The 17,423-nt window shown below is 67.1% G+C and carries 16 protein-coding genes; 8 read left to right on the top strand and 8 right to left on the bottom strand.

What is annotated here, in order from left to right:
* Positions 1–11 precede the first annotated feature (11 nt).
* Positions 12–1,532, top strand: a complete 1,521-nt coding sequence (locus ABWP22_RS01125; RefSeq protein WP_353198084.1) for a tetratricopeptide repeat protein — start codon at positions 12–14, stop codon at positions 1,530–1,532.
* On the opposite strand, the gene ABWP22_RS01120 is transcribed toward ABWP22_RS01125, so the two are convergent.
* Together ABWP22_RS01120 and purB are read right to left on the bottom strand one after the other, a co-directional pair.
* Positions 1,516–2,100 carry a phosphoribosyltransferase gene (locus ABWP22_RS01120; RefSeq protein WP_353198083.1) on the bottom strand — a complete coding sequence of 195 codons (585 nt, stop codon included), beginning with the start codon at positions 2,098–2,100 and terminating at the stop codon, positions 1,516–1,518. The genes ABWP22_RS01125 and ABWP22_RS01120 overlap by 17 nt on opposite strands.
* Before the next feature lie 9 nt (positions 2,101–2,109).
* The gene (gene purB / locus ABWP22_RS01115; protein ID WP_353198082.1) at positions 2,110–3,420 is read right to left on the bottom strand and encodes an adenylosuccinate lyase; all 1,311 of its coding nucleotides are present in this window, start codon (positions 3,418–3,420) and stop codon (positions 2,110–2,112) included.
* A 35-nt stretch (positions 3,421–3,455) separates the two neighbouring features.
* On the opposite strand from purB, the gene ABWP22_RS01110 reads away from it, so the two are divergent.
* Positions 3,456–5,660: a primosomal protein N' gene (locus ABWP22_RS01110; protein ID WP_502951071.1), complete on the top strand. Its 2,205-nt coding sequence runs from the start codon at positions 3,456–3,458 to the stop codon at positions 5,658–5,660.
* An 84-nt stretch (positions 5,661–5,744) separates the two neighbouring features.
* Here ABWP22_RS01110 and ABWP22_RS01105 read toward each other — a convergent pair whose 3' ends face one another.
* Positions 5,745–7,277, bottom strand: coding sequence for a lipopolysaccharide biosynthesis protein (locus tag ABWP22_RS01105; protein ID WP_353198081.1), 1,533 nt, complete (start codon positions 7,275–7,277; stop codon positions 5,745–5,747).
* Complete coding sequence (locus ABWP22_RS01100) at positions 7,267–7,788, bottom strand: flavin reductase family protein (protein ID WP_353198080.1); 522 nt, start codon at positions 7,786–7,788, stop codon at positions 7,267–7,269. Before ABWP22_RS01100 ends, ABWP22_RS01105 begins: the two co-directional genes overlap by 11 nt.
* A gap of 153 nt (positions 7,789–7,941) precedes the next feature.
* Between ABWP22_RS01100 and ABWP22_RS01095 the strand changes: the two genes are divergently transcribed.
* Positions 7,942–8,268, top strand: coding sequence for a hypothetical protein (locus ABWP22_RS01095; RefSeq protein ID WP_353198079.1), 327 nt, complete (start codon positions 7,942–7,944; stop codon positions 8,266–8,268).
* 117 nt (positions 8,269–8,385) lie between these two features.
* Positions 8,386–9,057 (top strand): response regulator transcription factor, encoded by a 672-nt coding sequence (locus ABWP22_RS01090; protein WP_353198078.1) that lies wholly within the window; start codon positions 8,386–8,388, stop codon positions 9,055–9,057.
* A gap of 81 nt (positions 9,058–9,138) precedes the next feature.
* Here ABWP22_RS01090 and ABWP22_RS01085 read toward each other — a convergent pair whose 3' ends face one another.
* The 4 genes from ABWP22_RS01085 to ABWP22_RS01070 all read right to left on the bottom strand — a co-directional run bounded on the left by ABWP22_RS01085 (position 9,139) and on the right by ABWP22_RS01070 (position 14,585).
* Positions 9,139–10,011 (bottom strand): UTP--glucose-1-phosphate uridylyltransferase, encoded by an 873-nt coding sequence (locus ABWP22_RS01085; protein ID WP_353198410.1) that lies wholly within the window; start codon positions 10,009–10,011, stop codon positions 9,139–9,141.
* A gap of 143 nt (positions 10,012–10,154) precedes the next feature.
* Positions 10,155–10,814 (bottom strand): ligase-associated DNA damage response endonuclease PdeM, encoded by a 660-nt coding sequence (gene pdeM, locus ABWP22_RS01080; protein ID WP_353198077.1) that lies wholly within the window; start codon positions 10,812–10,814, stop codon positions 10,155–10,157.
* A complete protein-coding gene (locus ABWP22_RS01075; RefSeq protein WP_353198076.1) occupies positions 10,811–12,151 on the bottom strand; it encodes a POT-type proton-dependent oligopeptide transporter in 1,341 nt (446 codons plus the stop codon). Before ABWP22_RS01075 ends, pdeM begins: the two co-directional genes overlap by 4 nt.
* 10 nt (positions 12,152–12,161) lie before the next feature.
* The gene (locus tag ABWP22_RS01070; protein ID WP_353198075.1) at positions 12,162–14,585 is read right to left on the bottom strand and encodes a ligase-associated DNA damage response DEXH box helicase; all 2,424 of its coding nucleotides are present in this window, start codon (positions 14,583–14,585) and stop codon (positions 12,162–12,164) included.
* A 72-nt stretch (positions 14,586–14,657) separates the two neighbouring features.
* Between ABWP22_RS01070 and ABWP22_RS01065 the strand changes: the two genes are divergently transcribed.
* From ABWP22_RS01065 to ABWP22_RS01050, 4 genes are read left to right on the top strand one after another with little or no spacing between them, the layout of a single operon-like run.
* Positions 14,658–14,894, top strand: a complete 237-nt coding sequence (locus ABWP22_RS01065; RefSeq protein ID WP_353198074.1) for a FitA-like ribbon-helix-helix domain-containing protein — start codon at positions 14,658–14,660, stop codon at positions 14,892–14,894.
* A gap of 10 nt (positions 14,895–14,904) precedes the next feature.
* Complete coding sequence (locus ABWP22_RS01060; RefSeq protein WP_353198073.1) at positions 14,905–15,330, top strand: type II toxin-antitoxin system VapC family toxin; 426 nt, start codon at positions 14,905–14,907, stop codon at positions 15,328–15,330.
* A complete protein-coding gene (locus tag ABWP22_RS01055; protein ID WP_353198072.1) occupies positions 15,323–16,339 on the top strand; it encodes a ligase-associated DNA damage response exonuclease in 1,017 nt (338 codons plus the stop codon). The genes ABWP22_RS01060 and ABWP22_RS01055 overlap by 8 nt, the downstream gene beginning before the upstream one ends.
* A gap of 31 nt (positions 16,340–16,370) precedes the next feature.
* Complete coding sequence (locus ABWP22_RS01050; protein ID WP_353198071.1) at positions 16,371–17,402, top strand: quinone-dependent dihydroorotate dehydrogenase; 1,032 nt, start codon at positions 16,371–16,373, stop codon at positions 17,400–17,402.
* Positions 17,403–17,423: the final 21 nt, after the last annotated feature.

Genomic DNA, 17,423 nt, shown 5'->3' with positions numbered 1-17,423 from the left:
ACTGTGGACGCATGACCCATATCTTCAAACCAGCCATTTTGCTGGCACCGCTGGCGTTCATGCTGCCTCTTGCTGCAACGCGGGCCGCCCCCACCGCTCCACCGGCCACCGCGCTGTCTGCCCCAATGGCGCGGGAGGATCGGCTGGCGCAGGCCGCTGGCCTGATCGATGCAAACAAGACCGTCGAAGCCTTGAGCCTGCTTGATGGCCTGCTCGCCGAAGCCGATCTGCCGGCGGATCGCGGCCAGATCGAAGGGCTGCGCAGTTTTGCGCTGGCGCGCCAGGGCAAGGTGGCCGAGGCGCGCAAAGCCATCGAATTCGCTGCGGACACGGCGCTGAACCCGACGCTGTTGTTGCTGCGGCAATTGTTCGTGCTGCGCGCCATCAGCGGCGATGCGCCGGCTGCGGGCCAGGCGCTGCAACTGATTGCGGTATCCAATCCCAAATGGCTGGCCGAATTGCCATCGGAACTGGTCAGCCAAGTGCTGGTGGCCATCACCGATGCCGATCAGAAATTCGATCTGGCCTTCACGCTGGTCAGCGCCGATTACGGGCCGCGCGATGAAACGGTGGCGGCCGGCGATGGCCTGAAGCTGCTGGTGATCACCGGCCTCGCCACGCGCGATCGGCTGGACGAGGCGCTGCCGATCATCGAGAAATTGATCAACCCGGTCAGCCTGGTGCGGCTGGCAATCGATCGCCGCTATCAATCGCTGTGGCCGGCGCTGGAAAAGCGGCTGGGGCCGGGCGCCGATCTGGCCGATGCTGTCTATCTGAAGGCCAGCAAGGCGGCGCTGGACAAGGCGCCGGATGATGTCACCGCCCGGCTCGGCCATGCCCAGGCGCTCAACATCGCCTCGCAAGAGAAAGACGCGCTGGCCCTGGCCGATACGGCACAGACCGCCGAAGCCATGGCCAAATTGCCGGACAACGGCCTGTGGCTGGTCAATCTGTCGGCGCAATTGCTCGCCGATCTCGGCCAGGTCGATGCCGGGCTGGCCCGCTTCATGGCGGCGGCCACGCTGGATGCGAACGGCCGCCCGAGCCTGACCGGACTGCTGATCAACCATGCGCTGCTTGCCGATCAGGTCGGGCGCATCGATGCGGCGCTGGCCGCAGCCGACGTGGCCGAGCGCAAGATGGGCGAGGACATGAATGATTTCGGCCAACTCTATCTGGCCGGGGTGCGCGCCTGTGCCCGGCACCGGCAGGGCAATGCCGCGGCGGCCACGACTGCGCTGGCACCGTTGCTGGCAGCGCCCGAACGCAATGATGATGCCTATTTCCAGGCGATGCTGTGCGTCGGCCGCGCCGATGATGCGGCGCGTGCCATCATCAAGCGCCTCGACGATCCGGCCAGGCGCAGCGAAGCCTTGTTCGAATTGCAGCCGTTCCTGATTCTCGATCACGCGGCCTTGCCGGGCCGCCGCAGCCGCGCCGATCTGCGGGCGCTCAAGGCGCGGCCGGACGTGAAGGCAGCGTTCGCGAAATGGGGCCGCGATCTGCCGGCGGCGGTCAGCCCGCCCCGCTGATCCCTGGCCCGATTGGCGCCAGAATCGCCTCCGCACCCGGCTTGTGGGCGCGAATCTCGTCGGCGCTCAGCCCGCACAGTTCGTGCGGGAACACCAGCCACGCCTCGCTCTGGTGCAGCACATAATCCGGTGTCAGGGCCGTGCGGTTGCGGCTGGGCTTGTGCCATGGGCAGGCGATGCGGATATCGCCGGGCTGGTTCGCGCCGCAGCGCGCCTCAAGCTCGGCCAGCACGGCGGCGATGCTGCGGCCGGTGTCGAACACATCATCGACCAGCAGCAGGCGATCGTCGCGTGTCAGCGTCTCCGCCAGCCAGCCCAGCCCATGCACCTGCACTGCATCCGCCTGTTGGTCGATGCCGGTATAGGATGCGGTGCGAATGGCGACATGATCGCAGTGCAACCCGTGAAATTCGAAAAACTCCTGCACGGCGATGCCGATCGGCGCGCCGCCGCGCCAGATGCCGATCAGATGCGTGGGCCGAAAACCGCTTTCCAGCACCAGCCGCGCCAGCCGGTACGAATCGGCCAGCAGATCATCGGCGGTCAGCCAGATTTTCGTCGCCGTCATGGCCGCCCGTCAGTCGAACACCCGCGCAAAGATCGTATCGACATGGGCGAAGTGGTAACCAAGATCGAACAGGCCTTCGAGCTGGGCAGCGGACAGATGGGCGGTCACATCCGGGTCGGCCTTCAACAGATCGAGCAGCGACAGAGCGCCGTCCGCCTCCCACACGCTCATGGCGTTGCGCTGGACCAGCCGATAGGCGTCGTCGCGGGTCACGCCGGCCTGGGTGAGCGCCAGCAGGATGCGCTGGCTGTGGATCAGGCCGCCCATGCGGTTGAGATTCTTCGCCATCCGCTCCGGGTAGATCAGCAATTTGTCCACGACCTGGGTCAACCGGGCCAGCGCGAAATCCAGGGTGATGGTGGCATCCGGGCCGATCATGCGTTCCACCGAGGAATGCGAAATGTCGCGTTCGTGCCACAGCGCGACATTCTCCAGCGCCGGAGTCACGGCGGAGCGCACCAGCCGGGCGAGACCGGTGAGATTCTCGGTCAGCACCGGGTTGCGCTTGTGCGGCATCGCGCTCGAACCCTTCTGGCCGGGGCTGAAATATTCTTCGGCCTCCAGCACTTCGGTGCGTTGCAGATGGCGGATTTCGGTGGCCAGCCGCTCGATGCTGCTGGCGATCACGCCCAGCGTGGCGAAGAACATGGCGTGGCGATCGCGCGGGATGACCTGGGTGGACACCGGCTCGATCGTCAGGCCCATCTGTTCGGCGACATAGGCTTCGACGCGCGGATCGATATTGGCAAAGGTGCCGACGGCGCCGGAAATCGCGCAGGTGGCGATATCGGCGCGTGCGGCGACCAGCCGGACGCGGTTGCGGGCAAATTCGGCGTACGCCTGCGCCAGCTTCACGCCAAAGGTCGTCGGTTCGGCGTGGATGCCATGGCTGCGGCCCATGGTGGGGGTGAATTTATGCTCCAGCGCCCGGCGCTTGATGGCATCCAGCAGCGCATCGATGTCGGCCAGCAAGATGTCGGCGGCGCGGGCCAGTTGCACGGCCAGGCAGGTATCCAGCACGTCGCTGCTCGTCATGCCCTGGTGCATGAAGCGCGCTTCGGGGCCGACCTGGCTCGCCACCCAATCGAGGAAGGCGATCACGTCATGCTTGGTCACCGCCTCGATCGCGTCGATGGCGGCAACGTCGATGGCGGGATTGGTCGCCCACCAGTCCCACAAGGCCTTGGCTGCGCTTTGCGGCACGACCCCGATATCGGCCAGCTTCTGCGTGGCGTGCGCCTCGATTTCGAACCAGATGCGAAACCGGCTTGTCGCATCCCACAGGGCAACCATTTCGGGGCGGGAATAACGCGGGATCATGGCGGGCCTTTCGTTTGGCCGCGCGCCTAGCATGCGTGGCAGGACTTGCCTATCTGTCGAGGGTGAACCAGGCCACCCCCTCCCGCGTGCGCGTCATCCCGTTCCAGCATGGGCTGGGCGCGCTCGATTATGCCGTGCCGGCCGGCATGGCGCTTGTCCCCGGTGATGCGGTGGAGGTGCCGCTGGGCCCGCGGCGCATCCTGGGTGTGGTGTGGGATATGGAGGCGCTGGCCGCGCCCGAAGTTGCGGCGGCCAGATTGCGTCCCGTGGCGGCACGGCTCGATCTGCCGCCGCTGGCCGCGCCGCTACGCCGCCTGATCGACTGGACAGCAGACTATTATGTCGCCAGCCCGCTTTCGGTGGTGCGCATGGCCTGGCCTTCGGTGGCGTTCCTGAACCCACGTGAATTCACCGAATATCGGCTGGGCGGCATGGCTCCGAAGCGGCTGACGCCGGAACGCAGCCAGGCGATCGAACGGCTCCAAGGCCGGCAGGGCAGCGCCCGCGATCTGGCGCGGATGGCCGGTGTGTCGGACGCGGTCATTCGTGGGCTGGTGACGGCCGGCACGCTGGTGGCGCAGCGCGTGGCCGGCGATGTCAGCCCGCCGCTGCCCGATCCGGATCATGATGTGCCGGCGCTGTCCGCCGATCAACGCGCCGTGGCCGACACATTGGTGGCGGCGGTGCGCAACCGGCAGTTCGCGCCGTTCCTGCTGGAAGGCGTCACCGGTTCCGGCAAGACCGAAGTCTATTTCGAGGCCGTGGCGCAGGCAATCCGCGACGGCGGCCAGGTGCTGGTGCTGGTACCGGAAATCGCGCTGACCGCGCCGTGGCTCGATCGCTTTGCCGCGCGCTTCGGCTGCCCGCCGCTGGCCTGGCATTCAGACCTGAAAACCAGCGAGCGCCGCGCCGCCTGGGCCGCCATCGCCGATGGCCGCGCGCGGGTGGTGGTGGGGGCGCGATCCGCGCTGTTCCTGCCCTATGCGAACCTGCGCTGCATCATCGTCGATGAAGCCCATGAAGCCAGCTTCAAGCAGGAGGAGGGCGTGCATTATCACGCCCGCGATGTGGCGGTGATGCGCGGCCGCATGGAACGCCTGCCGGTGGTGCTCGCCACCGCGACGCCAGCCATCGAAACCCAGGTGCTGGCCAGCCGCGGCACCTATACGCGGCTGCTGTTGCCCAGCCGCTTTGGCGGGGCGGAACTGCCCGATGTGCAACTGGTGGACATGACCCGCCATCCACCGGCACGTGGGGCCTGGCTGTCGCCTGTGCTGGTCGCCGCGATCAGCGAAACCCTCGCACGCGGCGAACAATCGCTGCTGTTCCTCAACCGGCGCGGTTATGCGCCGCTCACCTTGTGCCGCAGTTGTGGCCACCGCATCCAGTGCCCCAATTGCACGGCGTGGATGGTGGAACATCGCCTGTCGCGCCGGCTGGCCTGCCACCATTGCGGCCATGTCGCGCCGGTGCCCGAACGCTGCCCGGAATGTGGGGAAACCGACCATCTGGTCGCCTGCGGCCCCGGCGTGGAGCGCATCGCCGAAGAGGTGCGCCGCACCTGGCCCGAGGCGCGCACGGCGGTGGTGACCAGCGACACCATCACCAGCCCGGCGCGCGCCGCCGCGCTGGTGGCGGCCGTTGAATCGCGCGAAATCGACATCATCGTCGGCACCCAGATGGTCACCAAGGGCTATCATTTCCCCGATCTGACGCTGGTGGGCGTGGTCGATGCCGATCTGGGCCTGCAAGGCGGCGATCTGCGCGCCGGGGAACGCAGTTGGCAGCAGATCGTGCAGGCATCGGGCCGGGCGGGGCGCGGCGCCAAGCCCGGCCGCGTGCTGATCCAGACGCACCAGCCGCAGGCCGCCTTGATGCAGGCGCTGGGCAAGGGCGATGCGCAGGCGTTTTTTGCCGCCGAAATCGCTGCGCGCCGCGATCTGGGCCAGCCCCCATTCGGGCGGCTGGCGGCGCTGATCATCAGTTCCGAAGATGCTTCAGCGGCCAAATCGGCTGCCGATGCGCTGGGTGCCGCCGCGCCGGTGCGCGAAGGCCTGTTGGTGCTCGGCCCGGCGCCGGCCAGCATGGCGATGCTGCGCGGCCGGCACCGGCATCGCATATTGGTGCAGGCGCGGCGCGAACTGCCGCTGCCGGCGATCCTGCGCGATTGGCTGCTGCGGGTGCCGCTGCCCGGCAATGTGCGGGTGGTGGTGGATGTCGATCCCTACAGCTTCGTGTGAACCGTGCTGGCGGTTCGCAGCGGCTGCCTGGCTCGATTGCCCGTTTATTGAAGCACCGTGGCGCCCTCCCCCATGCGGGCGAGCCTAAGGCCCGGTAACGGGCGCGGTCTTGACCGCGTCGGCCTCGAGTTGCTTGAGGCCGCGCGCGAACAGCAGCCGATCGGCGCCACGAAACCCGATGCGCCAGATCGTCAGGCCAAAGCTGCCCAGAATGGCGAAGAAGCCGATGGTGAGCTGAATGGGTTCGGGTGTGCGCAGCACCAGCAGGCCGACGCCCAACGCCGGTAGCGCCGCGGCCAGCAGCGACCAGCGCCAACCGGCCACCGGATGGCCGAGCGTTGCCGCCAGCAGCCGCGATTTGCCCACCGATTGCAGCAAGGCGGCAATCGCCAGCGCCAGCGCCGCGCCCACCGCGCCACCAAATGGCCCCGCCATCTGCACCAGCCACAGCGTCAGCGCCGCCTGCACCACCAGGCCGACCGCCGACCACATCAGATTGCGGCCCCGCGCCACATAGATCAGCGCGCCTTCCGCCACCGCCGCCTGCGCCGCGAACAGCTCGACCGCCAGCAGCACGCTGAGCACCACAAATCCGCTCGCAAAGGCCGGGCCGAACAGGCCCATGGCGGCCTGCCCGATCATGCCGAGCGACAGCACCGCCGCCAGTTGCACCGATGCCACCCAGAAACTGATCTGGCGCACATGCGCTGCCACCTTGGCCAGATTGCCGGCGGCCAGATTGCGGGTGAGCACCGGGCCGAGGATCGGATCGAAGCTGGATTTCAGGCGCTGCGGCAGCGAAGCGATCTGCTGCGCCACATAATAGATGCCGACCAGCTCGGCCGAGGCAAAGCGGCCGAGGATGAAGATGTCGAGCCGGCGGGCTCCCCATTCGGCCAGATCGGCACCGGCCAATGGCCCGTTGCTGCGCACCAGCCGCCACAGCCGCGGCGGATCGATTCGCCAGCCGGTTGGCCAGCCGAAGCGGCGCACGGCCGGCGCCAGCGCCGCCAGAAACGCCGCCAGCATTGACAATAGATAGGCGATCAGCATGCCGTCGCCTTTCCAGGCGGTGAAGGCCAAGGCCAGCGCCGCTATCGAAAGAATCCACGGCTCGATGATCGATCGCGCGCGCACGGTGGCCCCGACATCGTGGTGGAAGGCCAGGCCGGCCAGTGCGACATCGGCCAGTGCGATGAACGGGATGACAGCGGCGAACCAGCGATCCAGCGGATGCAGGCTTGTGGCCGGGAACATCAGTTGGGGCAGCGCCACCAGCACGGCCGCGCCCAACAGAGAGGCCAGCAACGCCGCCAGCAGCGCATCGGCCATGGCGCCGGCCTGATCGTCGGGGCGGCGCGCCAGATCTTCGGCCAGGCCGCGCTTCAGCCCCAGCGTCGCCAGCATCGCCACCAGCTCGACCGCCATGGTGGCATAGGCAAAGCGACCCAGGGCTTCGGCGCCATAGAGCCGCCCGGCGATGAACAGGAACGGAAAGCGCGCCGCCAGCCGCAGCACATAGCCGAAGAAGCTGGTGCGCCCGCCCTTCGCCAGGGCAGCGGTTTCGGCAGCCGTTTCCGGTGTGTCCCGGCTGGAGGCCGGCGTGTCAGCCAACATGCACCCGGCGATAACGACCGTGCAGGTACAGCAGGGGTTCGCGGTCGGTATCGAGCGCCAGCCGGGTCACAAGGCCGACGATGATGCGGTGATCGCCGCCGTCATGATCGGCGTGCAATTCGCAGGCAAAGGCTGCCTTGGCGGTGGCCAGCACCGGCACGCCATCCCAATCCAGCCAATCGTCCGCACCAAAGCGATCAAGATCGCGCTGGGTGAAGCGGTTGGCCACCGTCTGGCCATCCAGATCGAGGATGTTGATGGCAAACCGCCCCGATTCGCGCAGCACCGGCAGCGCCGATGCGCCATTCGCCGGGCAAAACAGCAGCAACGGCGGATCGAGGCTGACCGAAGTGAAGCTGTTGGCGGTCAGGCCGACGCGCTCCCCGCTGGGGGATTGGCTGGTCACCACCGTGACTCCGGTGGCGAAACAGCCGAAGGCATCGCGCAGCAGCCGCGCGTCGAACGGCGATTCGGCCAGCGCAGCGGGCATCTGGGAGGGGATGGCGATCATGCCCGTCCCCTATCGCGAATCCGCGCCTCGTCAATGTTGCGGATGGCCACCGCGGCGTTAACGTTCGCATGATCCGTCTGATATGGTCTCGAGTCCATGGTGCTGCCCTTTGCCCTGTTCCTGTCCATGGCCAATTCGGCCCCACGGCCCGTCATGTTGCCGATCGATGCCGCGACGCTGGCTGGCTTGCCCAGGTGCAACGCCATCCAGAGGCCGGCGTTGCAGACGTTGATCGTTGCCGAAGCCACCGATGCTTGTCGCGTGATGTTCAGCCTGGGGGAGATCGACGCCAGATTGGGCAATCGCCACGCGCTGCTCATCCCGCATTGCGACGGACAGAAGCTGTCGGGCGAGGGCGGTCCGCTGCGTCTGGGTGACACCGGGGACGGCGCGCGCCGTGCGGTCGGTGCGACCGCTGGGATCCCTGCGAGTGATCACCCTGCCCGGAACGATCATTGCATCACCGACCACCCGGTATGAAAGATTAAGATTATACCTAGGGTAGGATTTTTATGGTTACCATTGTTCCTTTCGCTTTGCATTGCGGCGTTGAACTGTTACAGTTCGTTAACGAAAGAAAGGTTTCATAAAGCTTCCATGCGGATTGCTGTTCTGCATCATGACCCCGCTGCCGCCGGCGCCTTGTCAGTGGTGCTGGCGCGATTCGGATATCGGCCTGTGGCCTTCACCGGCGGGGAGGCCCTGGCCGATGCACTTGCCCATGAACAATATGATCTGCTGGTGATGCGCTGGGATGGGCCGGACCTGTGCGGCGTCGCGTTGATGCACCGGTTGCGCAATCGCCACGCCCACCCGCCGGCCACCGTGCTGATCCTGACCGACGATGCACCGGGCTGTATCGGCGAAGCGGCCGACGCGCTGCTGGGCGATCCCAGCAGCGACGCCGATATCGAACAGGCCATCTCTGCGGCCATCGCCAGCCGCGGCACCCAGGGCGCGCTGCGCGAACAGTTCGGCAAATTGCTGTTTGATCGCGCCGCCAGCCAGGTGCTGGTGGGCGGCCATCCGGTGCTGCTGACCGCCAAGGAATTTGCGCTGGCCCTGCTGTTCATGCGCAACACCGGCCAGGCCCTGTCACGCGACCAGATCATGACCAGTGTGTGGGGGCGCGGCGATCAACCGGGCAGCCGCACCCTGGATGCCCATGTCGCCCAGGTGCGCAAGCGGCTGGCGCTGCGCCCTGATCAGGGCTGGCGCCTCAGCAGCGTCTATGGGTTTGGTTACCGGTTGGACAAGCTGGACGGCTGACCGCGCAGCGCTTCAGGCTCGCTTGATCCTCATGACGACCCGCTGCCTGAGCGGGTCAATCCAGATACCATGGGGTCCAGATCAGAACGTCTGGGATTTGAGCCATGCGCGCACTGCCGGGCCGACATCGTCGCGTTCCAGCGCCAGCGCGACATTGGCCATCACATGCCCGGCCTTGTCGCCGCAATCAAAGCGCGTGCCCGTGAAGCTGAGCGCATGGAACGGCTGCACGCCGATCATTTCCGCCATGGCATCGGTCAACTGCACCTCGCCGCCGGCACCACGCTTGCCATGCGCCAGCACATCCATCACTTCGGGCTGCAGGATATAACGGCCGATGACGGCCAGCCGCGAGGGCGCCGTGCCCTGCGGCGGCTTTTCCACCAGCGCCTTCACTTCGGTGATCAGGCCGTCGACCGCGCCGGGCGACACGATGCCATAGCGGTGGGTCTGGTCCTCCGGCACTTCCAGCACCGAAATGATGTTGCCGCCCAGCCGGTGGTAGGCCGCGCACATTTCCTTCAGCGCCGGGTTGGCCGGGTTCCACAACAGTTCATCGGGCAACAGCACGGCAAAGGCTTCACGGCCCACGACATGGCGGGCGCACCATACGGCGTGGCCCAGGCCGGCTGGATCCTGCTGCCGCACATACAGGATGCGACCCGGTTCGAGCTGCGTGTCTTCCAGCGTGACCAGCTCGGCCGTCTTGCCCTTGCGTTCCAGCGAATCGACCAGTTCGCGGGCGATATCGAAATAATCCTCCAGCGCATCCTTGCCGCGCGCCGTCACGAATACCAGCCGCTCGATCCCGGCGGCCAACGCTTCGTCCACGGCATATTGCAGCAGCGGCTTGTCAACCACCGGCAGCATTTCCTTGGGCACCGCCTTGGTGGCCGGCAGAAACCGTGTGCCTTGCCCGCCCGCTGGAAATACGGCGGTTTTCACTGATCGCATGGACATTGGCGCCTCTCACTTTGGCGTGCACCATTGCGATGACAAGGCGCTGGTCAAGCAAAACTTGGGTTAATGCGCTTGTATGCTGGGCAAAAGCGGCAATCAGGCCGCTTTCGTGCCAGGCTGTTGGCCCAGGCGCGGGGTCAGCATGGAAACCGCAGCAACCGATCGCCTTCCACCACCAGCGCGTGCCCCGGCCCGGCCAGCGCGGTGCGGATCGCCGGATCGGCCACGTCCAGGCCGCCGGTAAACGCCCCGAACGCCGGCAGGATCAGCTTGGTTGCCCCTTGCGCGATGCAGCGCCGGGCAATGTGACGGCCGCGATGGCGGATCACCAGTTTCGGATGGAAATGTCCGGACAGTTCCGGCGTCACATCGCCCGGATCGGCTTCGTGGCGCAGCACCAGCGGGCCGATCCGCGCCGTTTCCATCACCTGCCCGCCAAGGCACGCGGCGGCGGCTTCGTCATGATTGCCGGTGATCCACCACCAATCGAGATTGCGCGTCATCAGGCCCAGGGCGTGGCGGGCTTCGGGCAGCAGACGGTCGGGGCCGCCCTGATCGTGGAAACTGTCGCCCAGGCACACCACCCGCCGCGCCACCGTCTGTTCCACCGCGGTGATCAGCGCCGCCAGGGTTTCGGCGCTGGCATGCGGCGGCAGCAGCCAGCCCCGCGCCGCGAAATGGCTGGCCTTCTCCAGATGCAGATCGGCCACGAACAGCGTTGCCTGCGCCGGCCACCACAGCGCACCGCTGGCCAGGGGGGTGAAACATTCGCCGGCGAAATCGAACTGCCGGGTCATCCGCCAACCAGCCGGCGCACGGCGGGGCGCAGCAGCAGCGCCGCCACCGCGCCGCCAGCGCCGACCCCGGCCAGCAGCCACCAGAAGGCGGCCGGGTCCGCCGGGTTATGAAAGCGGCCCAGCCAGCCCGACGCGATATTGGCCGCGCCAAAGGCAGCGATGTTCAGGCTCATCAACGTGCTCGACAGGCGCGGCGGCGCATGCACCGACACGAAGCTGTTGGCCGGCGGATCGAGCCAGCCATAGGACAGATCGAGCAGCGCGAAGAAGACCAGCACCGACAGGATCGGCACCATGGCGCCGGCCGCCGCGGTGGTGATCAGCGCCAGCAACGACCAGGACAGGGCGACAATCACGCCGGCCACCGCCAGCTTGATCATCGCATCGGGTTCGCGGCCGCCAAGCCGTCGCCACAGGGTGAGCGCCCCGAAGATGCCGACGATGGTCATCAACCCGTCATAGGTGAGCAGCCAGGTGACCGGCACAGGCCAGCCGGCGACATCGCGGTCCGTCGCCTCCTGCGCCCAGACCAGCAGCAGATTATAGGCCTGCATCGCGCCGGCATAGGTGATGATGAACGGCAGCAGCATCAGCACGATGGCTGCTATGGCGGCGCTGTCGCTGATCGGGCGGGTGGCGGGCACAGCAGATGTATCTGCAGCCTGCCCGCCGATGCGATCGGCCGGCAGATCGCGTGTGCCAGCCACATAGATGCCCAGCCCGACCAGCATGCCGGCGCCGGCGGCGGCAAAGCCCCAATGCCAACCGACCAGCTCGCCCAGCGTGCCGCACACCAGCGGCGCCAGGATCGACCCGACATTCAACGCCATCAGATGGATGGCATAGGCGCGGGTGCGGCGATCATCGCCGCTGCCATAAAGTATGCCGACCTGCGCATAGAGATTGCCCTTCAGGCAGCCGCCACCGAGCAACAGCAGCGCCAGCGCCGGCAGGAACAGGGCTTCGACCGCCATGGCGAAATGTCCGGCCGCCATCAGCACCAGCCCGGCCAGCACCAGCCGGCGTTGCCCATAAAGCCCATCGGCCAGCCAGCCCAGCGCCATCGGCGCGATGTTGAACAGGCCGATGTAAAGCCCGAACAATTGCGCGGCGAAGGCAGTGGTGCTGAGCGGTCCGGTCAACAGCTCCACGCCGACACGCAGGCCATCCAGCCCGACCACCTTGGCCGCGACCTCGGGCTTGAGCAGGTGGCTGACCAGATAGAGCGGCAGCAGCGCCTGCATGCCATAAAAGGAAAAGCGTTCCGAAGCCTGGGTGAAGGCCAGGATGCCAAGGCCGCGCGGGTGGCCGAAGAAGGCGGTGTTCGGGCTTTTCATGGCGATTCGCCTAATCCGTCCGCATCGCTTCGGCAATCAGCGCTTCGGCCTCCAGCAGCAGCGCCGAATCGGCGCTCTCCCCCACCCGCTCACGGCCGATGGTCAGCAGCGATGGCACCGCCAGCGGCGACACGCGATCGAGGCGCATGTGGGTGAGCTGCGCATGCGCGCGTTCCAGCAGCGCCGCGAGCCGATCGATATCGGTCAACTTGCCGCGCGCATCGGTCCAGGCGGCGGCGAGCAGCAGATGGTCGGGCTCGTGCCGGCGCAGCACATCATAGATCAGGTCGGACGACACGCTCATCGCCTTGCCGGTCTTGACCACGCCGGGCTGGGTACGCTCGATCAGGCCGCCGATGATCGCCACTTCGCGAAACGCCCGGCGCAGGAACGGCGACGCCGCCAGCCAGGCCGCCAATTCATCCTCCAGCACGGTGGGATCGAACAGCGGGCGCGGATCATCGATCGGATCGAGGCTCCAGCAGGCCATGGCATAATCGCTGGCGACAAAGCCCAGGGGTTTCAGCCCGGCGCGCTCCATGCGCTGGGTGATCAGCATGCCCAAGGTCTGGTGGGCGGGGTGGCCGGCAAAACCATAGGCGATCAGATACCAGCGGCCATCGCGTTCGAAGGTTTCGACCAGCACATCGTCCAACCCTGGCAGCCGCGACACGCGCGCCTGGATGGCCAGCCATTCGCGCACATCGCCCGGCATCTCCGGCCAGCGCGCCGGCGTGTTCATCAGGCCGCGCACCCGCATCGCCAGCCGCGTCGTCATCGGCATGCGCCCGCCGGCATAGACCGGCACCTTGGGATTGCCGCGCCCCAGCCGCACATGCACATCGGCCCCGTCAAAGCCGGTGACCTCCAGCACCTGGCCGGCGAACATGAAGCTGTCGCCCACCAGCAATTGCCCGGCGAAATATTCCTCGACCTGGCCCAGCCGTCGCCCGCCGCGCCCCGGCTTGCCGGTGCCGAACACGATGTTCATGGCGACGGCCTCGACAATGGTGCCGCTGTTCATCCGCCAAACCCGCGCCAGCGCGGCGGAGCGCAACCGCAGCCGGCCATCGGGCATGGTGATCAGCCGCTGGTAGCGTTCATAGGCCTTCAACGCATAACCACCGGTGGCGGCATAGTTCAGCACCGCATCAAATGTGTCGCGGGTCAGCCCGGCGTAGGGCGCGGCGCCCTTCACTTCGTTGTAGAGCGCGTCCGGATGGAATGGCCCGGCGGCGGCACAGCCGATGACATGCTGGGCCAGCACATCCAGCGCGCCGGGGCGGAAACCATCGGGATCAAGTTCCCCTACCGCCACCGCATCGCGCGCCGCAAAGGCTTCCAGATATTCGAAGCGGTTGCCGGGCACGATCAGGCAATGGCTGGCTTCATCCATGCGGTGATTGGCGCGCCCCGTGCGCTGCAACAGGCGGCTGGCCCCCTTGGGCGCGCCCATCTGGATGACCAGATCGACATCGCCCCAATCGAGGCCGAGATCGAGGCTGGCGGTGGCCACGATCGCCCGCAGCCGGCCGGCAGCCATCGCAGCCTCCACCTTGCGGCGGGCTTCGGGGGCCAGGCTGCCGTGGTGGATGCCGATCGGCAGGGCCTGATCATTTTCCGCCCACAGATCGCGGAACACCAGTTCGGCGACGGCGCGGGTGTTGACGAAGACGATGGCCAGCCGCGCCGTCTCGATGCGCCGCATCACCGCCCGCGCCGCCCAGCGGCCATTGTGGCCGCCCCACGGGATGCGATCGTCGATCACCAGGATATCGATATCGGGCGCCGCGCCGCCCTGGGCGCGCACGATCTCCACCTGGGTCACGTCGGCATCGGGCGCCAGCCAGCCGGCCCAGCTTTCGGGATCGGCGATGGTGGCCGACAGGCCGACGCGCTGCATGGCGGGCGCGAGGCGTTGCAGACGGGCGAGGCAGAGGCTGAGCTGATCGCCGCGCTTGGTGGTGCCGAAGGCGTGGATTTCATCGATGATGACGCGCTTGACCCCGGCCATCATGGTGGCCGCTTCGGCGGCGGAGAGCAGGATGGCGAGGCTTTCCGGGGTGGTGAGCAGGATCTGCGGCGGGCGCACCTTCTGCCGCGCCTTGCGATCCGATGGGGTATCCCCGGTGCGGGTTTCGACCGTGATGGCCAGACCCATTTCGGCGATCGGGTTGATCAGATTGCGCTGCACATCCACCGCCAGCGCCTTCAGCGGCGAGATATAGAGCGTGTGCAGGCCTTCATGCGCCGTGGTCGCCAGATCGGCGAGCGTCGGCAGGAAGCCAGCCAGCGTCTTGCCCGCGCCGGTGGGCGCGGTGAGCAGCGCATGGCGCCCGCGCGCCGCCGCATCGATCATCGCCAGTTGATGGTCGCGCACCTGCCAGCCGCGCTGTGCGAACCAGTTGGCGATGATGGGGGGCAGGGTCACCATGCCAGCCTATAGCCAAGCTGGGCGCGGCGGCCAGTCTGGCAGCGGCGATGATATCGTGATATCAACATGTGCATGGCGCAGATTCTTGTCCGCAACCTCGATGATCATGTGAAGGCCGGACTGGTGCGCCGGGCGGCGCGGCATGGCCGCAGCCTGGAGGCAGAGGCGCGGGCGATCCTGGCCGAGGCGGTCGAGCCGGCCGAACCGGGGCTGGCCACATACATGCAAGGGTTGTTCGCTGATTGCGGCCTGGACGAGCCGTTCCCGGAAATGAAGGGGCAGGCACCCCGACTGGTCGAATTTGATTGAGCCAAAGCTGGTGTCGCGCTGGCTGCTTGATACCAATATCATTTCCGAATTGATGCGTGTGCCGTGCAACCCGAATGTGGCGCGCTGGATTGACGCGCAGCGCAGTGACGATCTGATGGGTAACGCGGTGATGGTCATGGAAATTCGCCAGGGCCTTGCAGCATTGCCCTTCGGCCAGCGGCGAAGCGGGCTGGAATTGCGTTTTGCAACCTTGTTGGCCGAGCGTTTTGCCGGCCGGATCCTGCCATTTGACCAATCTGCGGCCGAGCGTGCCGGCTTGCTGACGGCACAGCGGCGCAGCATTGGCCGACCGGTCGATATTCGCGACACGATGATTGCCGGCATCGCGCTCGCCAACCGCATGGGCATCGTCACGCGCAACGCCGGCGATTTCCACGGCCTGGACGTGCCGGTGGTGAACCCGTTCGATGGCTGATCCGGGCTGGATCCAGCCGCTGCCCGCTGGCCTTTACCTGCCCGGCATCGACACGTGGATCGATCCCGCGCGCAGCGTTGGCCGTGCCATCATCACACACGGCCATGCCGATCATGCCCGCGCCGGGCATGCACATGTGCTGGCGACGGCGGAGACGCTGGCGATCATGCACCAGCGCTTCGGGCCGCAGGCAACAGGTGTTTCGGGCGGACAGGCCCTGGCCTATGGCGAACGCTTGGCGCTGGGCGATGGCATCATGCTGATGCTGCTGCCGGCCGGCCATGTGCTGGGATCGGCGCAGGTGGTGCTGGAAAAGGCGGGCACGCGCATCATCGTTTCGGGCGATTACAAGCGCCGGCCCGATCCGACCTGCGCACTGTTTGAACCGCTGCAATGCGATATCTTCATCACCGAAGCCACCTTCGGCCTGCCGGTGTTCCGTCATCCCGACACGGCGGGCGAAATTCGGAAACTGCTGGCCGCGCTTAATGCCAATCCGGATCGCTGCGTCGCGGTGGGCGCCTATGCGCTGGGCAAGGCGCAGCGGGTGATCGCCGAACTGCGCCGCGCCGGCCATGATGCGCCCATCTATCTGCACGGCGCGATGGTGGCGCTGTGTGCGCTGTATGAAGCACAGGGCGTGGCGCTGGGCGATCTCAGGCCGGTGGGCACGCTGAAGGGCGATGCCTTGAAGGGCGCCATCATCATCGCCCCGCCATCGGCGTTGCGTGATGTGTGGAGCCGGCGCTTGCCCGATCCCGTCATCGCGATGGCCTCAGGCTGGATGCGGGTGCGCCAGCGCGCCGTGCAGAGCGGCATCGAACTGCCGCTGGTGATTTCCGATCACGCCGATTGGGATGAGCTGACCGCCACCATCACCGAACTGAACCCGGCCGAAGTCTGGGTGACGCACGGCCGCGAGGAGGCGCTGGTGCACTGGTGCGCACTCAATCAGCGCCGCGCGCGGGCGCTCGCCCTGGTCGGGCGTGAAGCGGAAGATGGGGATTGAATGGGGGCGTGCCCCCTGCCATGCGCGTCCCATGTTTTCGCTCGCCCGCCCGCTGCTGTTCGCGCTCGATCCGGAGGTCGCGCACAATCTGACCATGGCGGCGCTGAAGACCGGGCTCGTGCCCGCCGCGCCCGCCGATGATCCCATTCTGGCCACGCAGTTCGCTGGCCTGTCCCTGCCCAATCCGATCGGCCTCGCCGCCGGCTTCGACAAGGATGCCGAGGTGCCCGATGCGATGCTGAAACTGGGCTTCGGCTTTGTCGAATGCGGCAGCGTCTGCCCGCGCCCGCAGCCGGGCAATCCCAGGCCGCGGCTGTTCCGGCTGGTGGAGGATGACGCCGTCATCAACCGCTTCGGCTTCAATTCCAAGGGCGTCGAATTTGCCCACGCCCGCCTGTCCGCCCGGCGCGGCAAGCCCGGTGTGGTCGGCATCAACCTGGGTGCCAACAAGGACAGTGAAGACCGTGCCGATGATTATGCCGTGGGGCTGCGCGCGCTGGCGCCGCTGGCCTCCTATGTCACGGTCAACATCTCGTCGCCCAACACGCCGGGCCTGCGTGCCTTGCAGGATGGCGCCGCGCTGGCCGATCTGATCGCGCGGGTGATGGCGGCGCGAGGGCGCCTGGAGGTCCCGGTGTTCGTCAAGGTTGCCCCCGATCAGGGTGAAGATGATTGGGCCATCATCACCCGCGCCTGCATCGATGGCGGCATCGACGGGCTGATCGTTTCCAACACCACCTTGGCGCGGCCCACGCTGGCCAGTGCCCATGCCGGCGAGACCGGTGGGCTGTCGGGCGCGCCGCTCAAACCGCTGGCCCTGGCCGCCCTGCAGCGGTTCCGCGCCGAGACCGGCGGGCAATTGCCGTTGATCGCGGTGGGCGGCATCGCCTGCGGGCAGGACGCCTATGATCGCATCCGCGCCGGTGCCAGTGCGGTGCAACTCTATTCGGCGCTGGTCTATCACGGGCCGGGGCTGGTGACGCGCATCAAGTCGGAACTGGCCGCCCTGTTGCGGCGTGATGGCTTTGCCAGCGTGGCCGAAGCGGTCAGCAGCGGAGTTTAGCCACTTTTCTTGGCCTGAAAT

The organism is Sandarakinorhabdus sp. (genome assembly GCF_040398665.1).
Classification (GTDB): domain Bacteria; phylum Pseudomonadota; class Alphaproteobacteria; order Sphingomonadales; family Sphingomonadaceae; genus Sandarakinorhabdus.
Note: the sequence above shows the minus strand (reverse complement) of the source record. Positions and strands in the feature narration are given on the sequence as shown.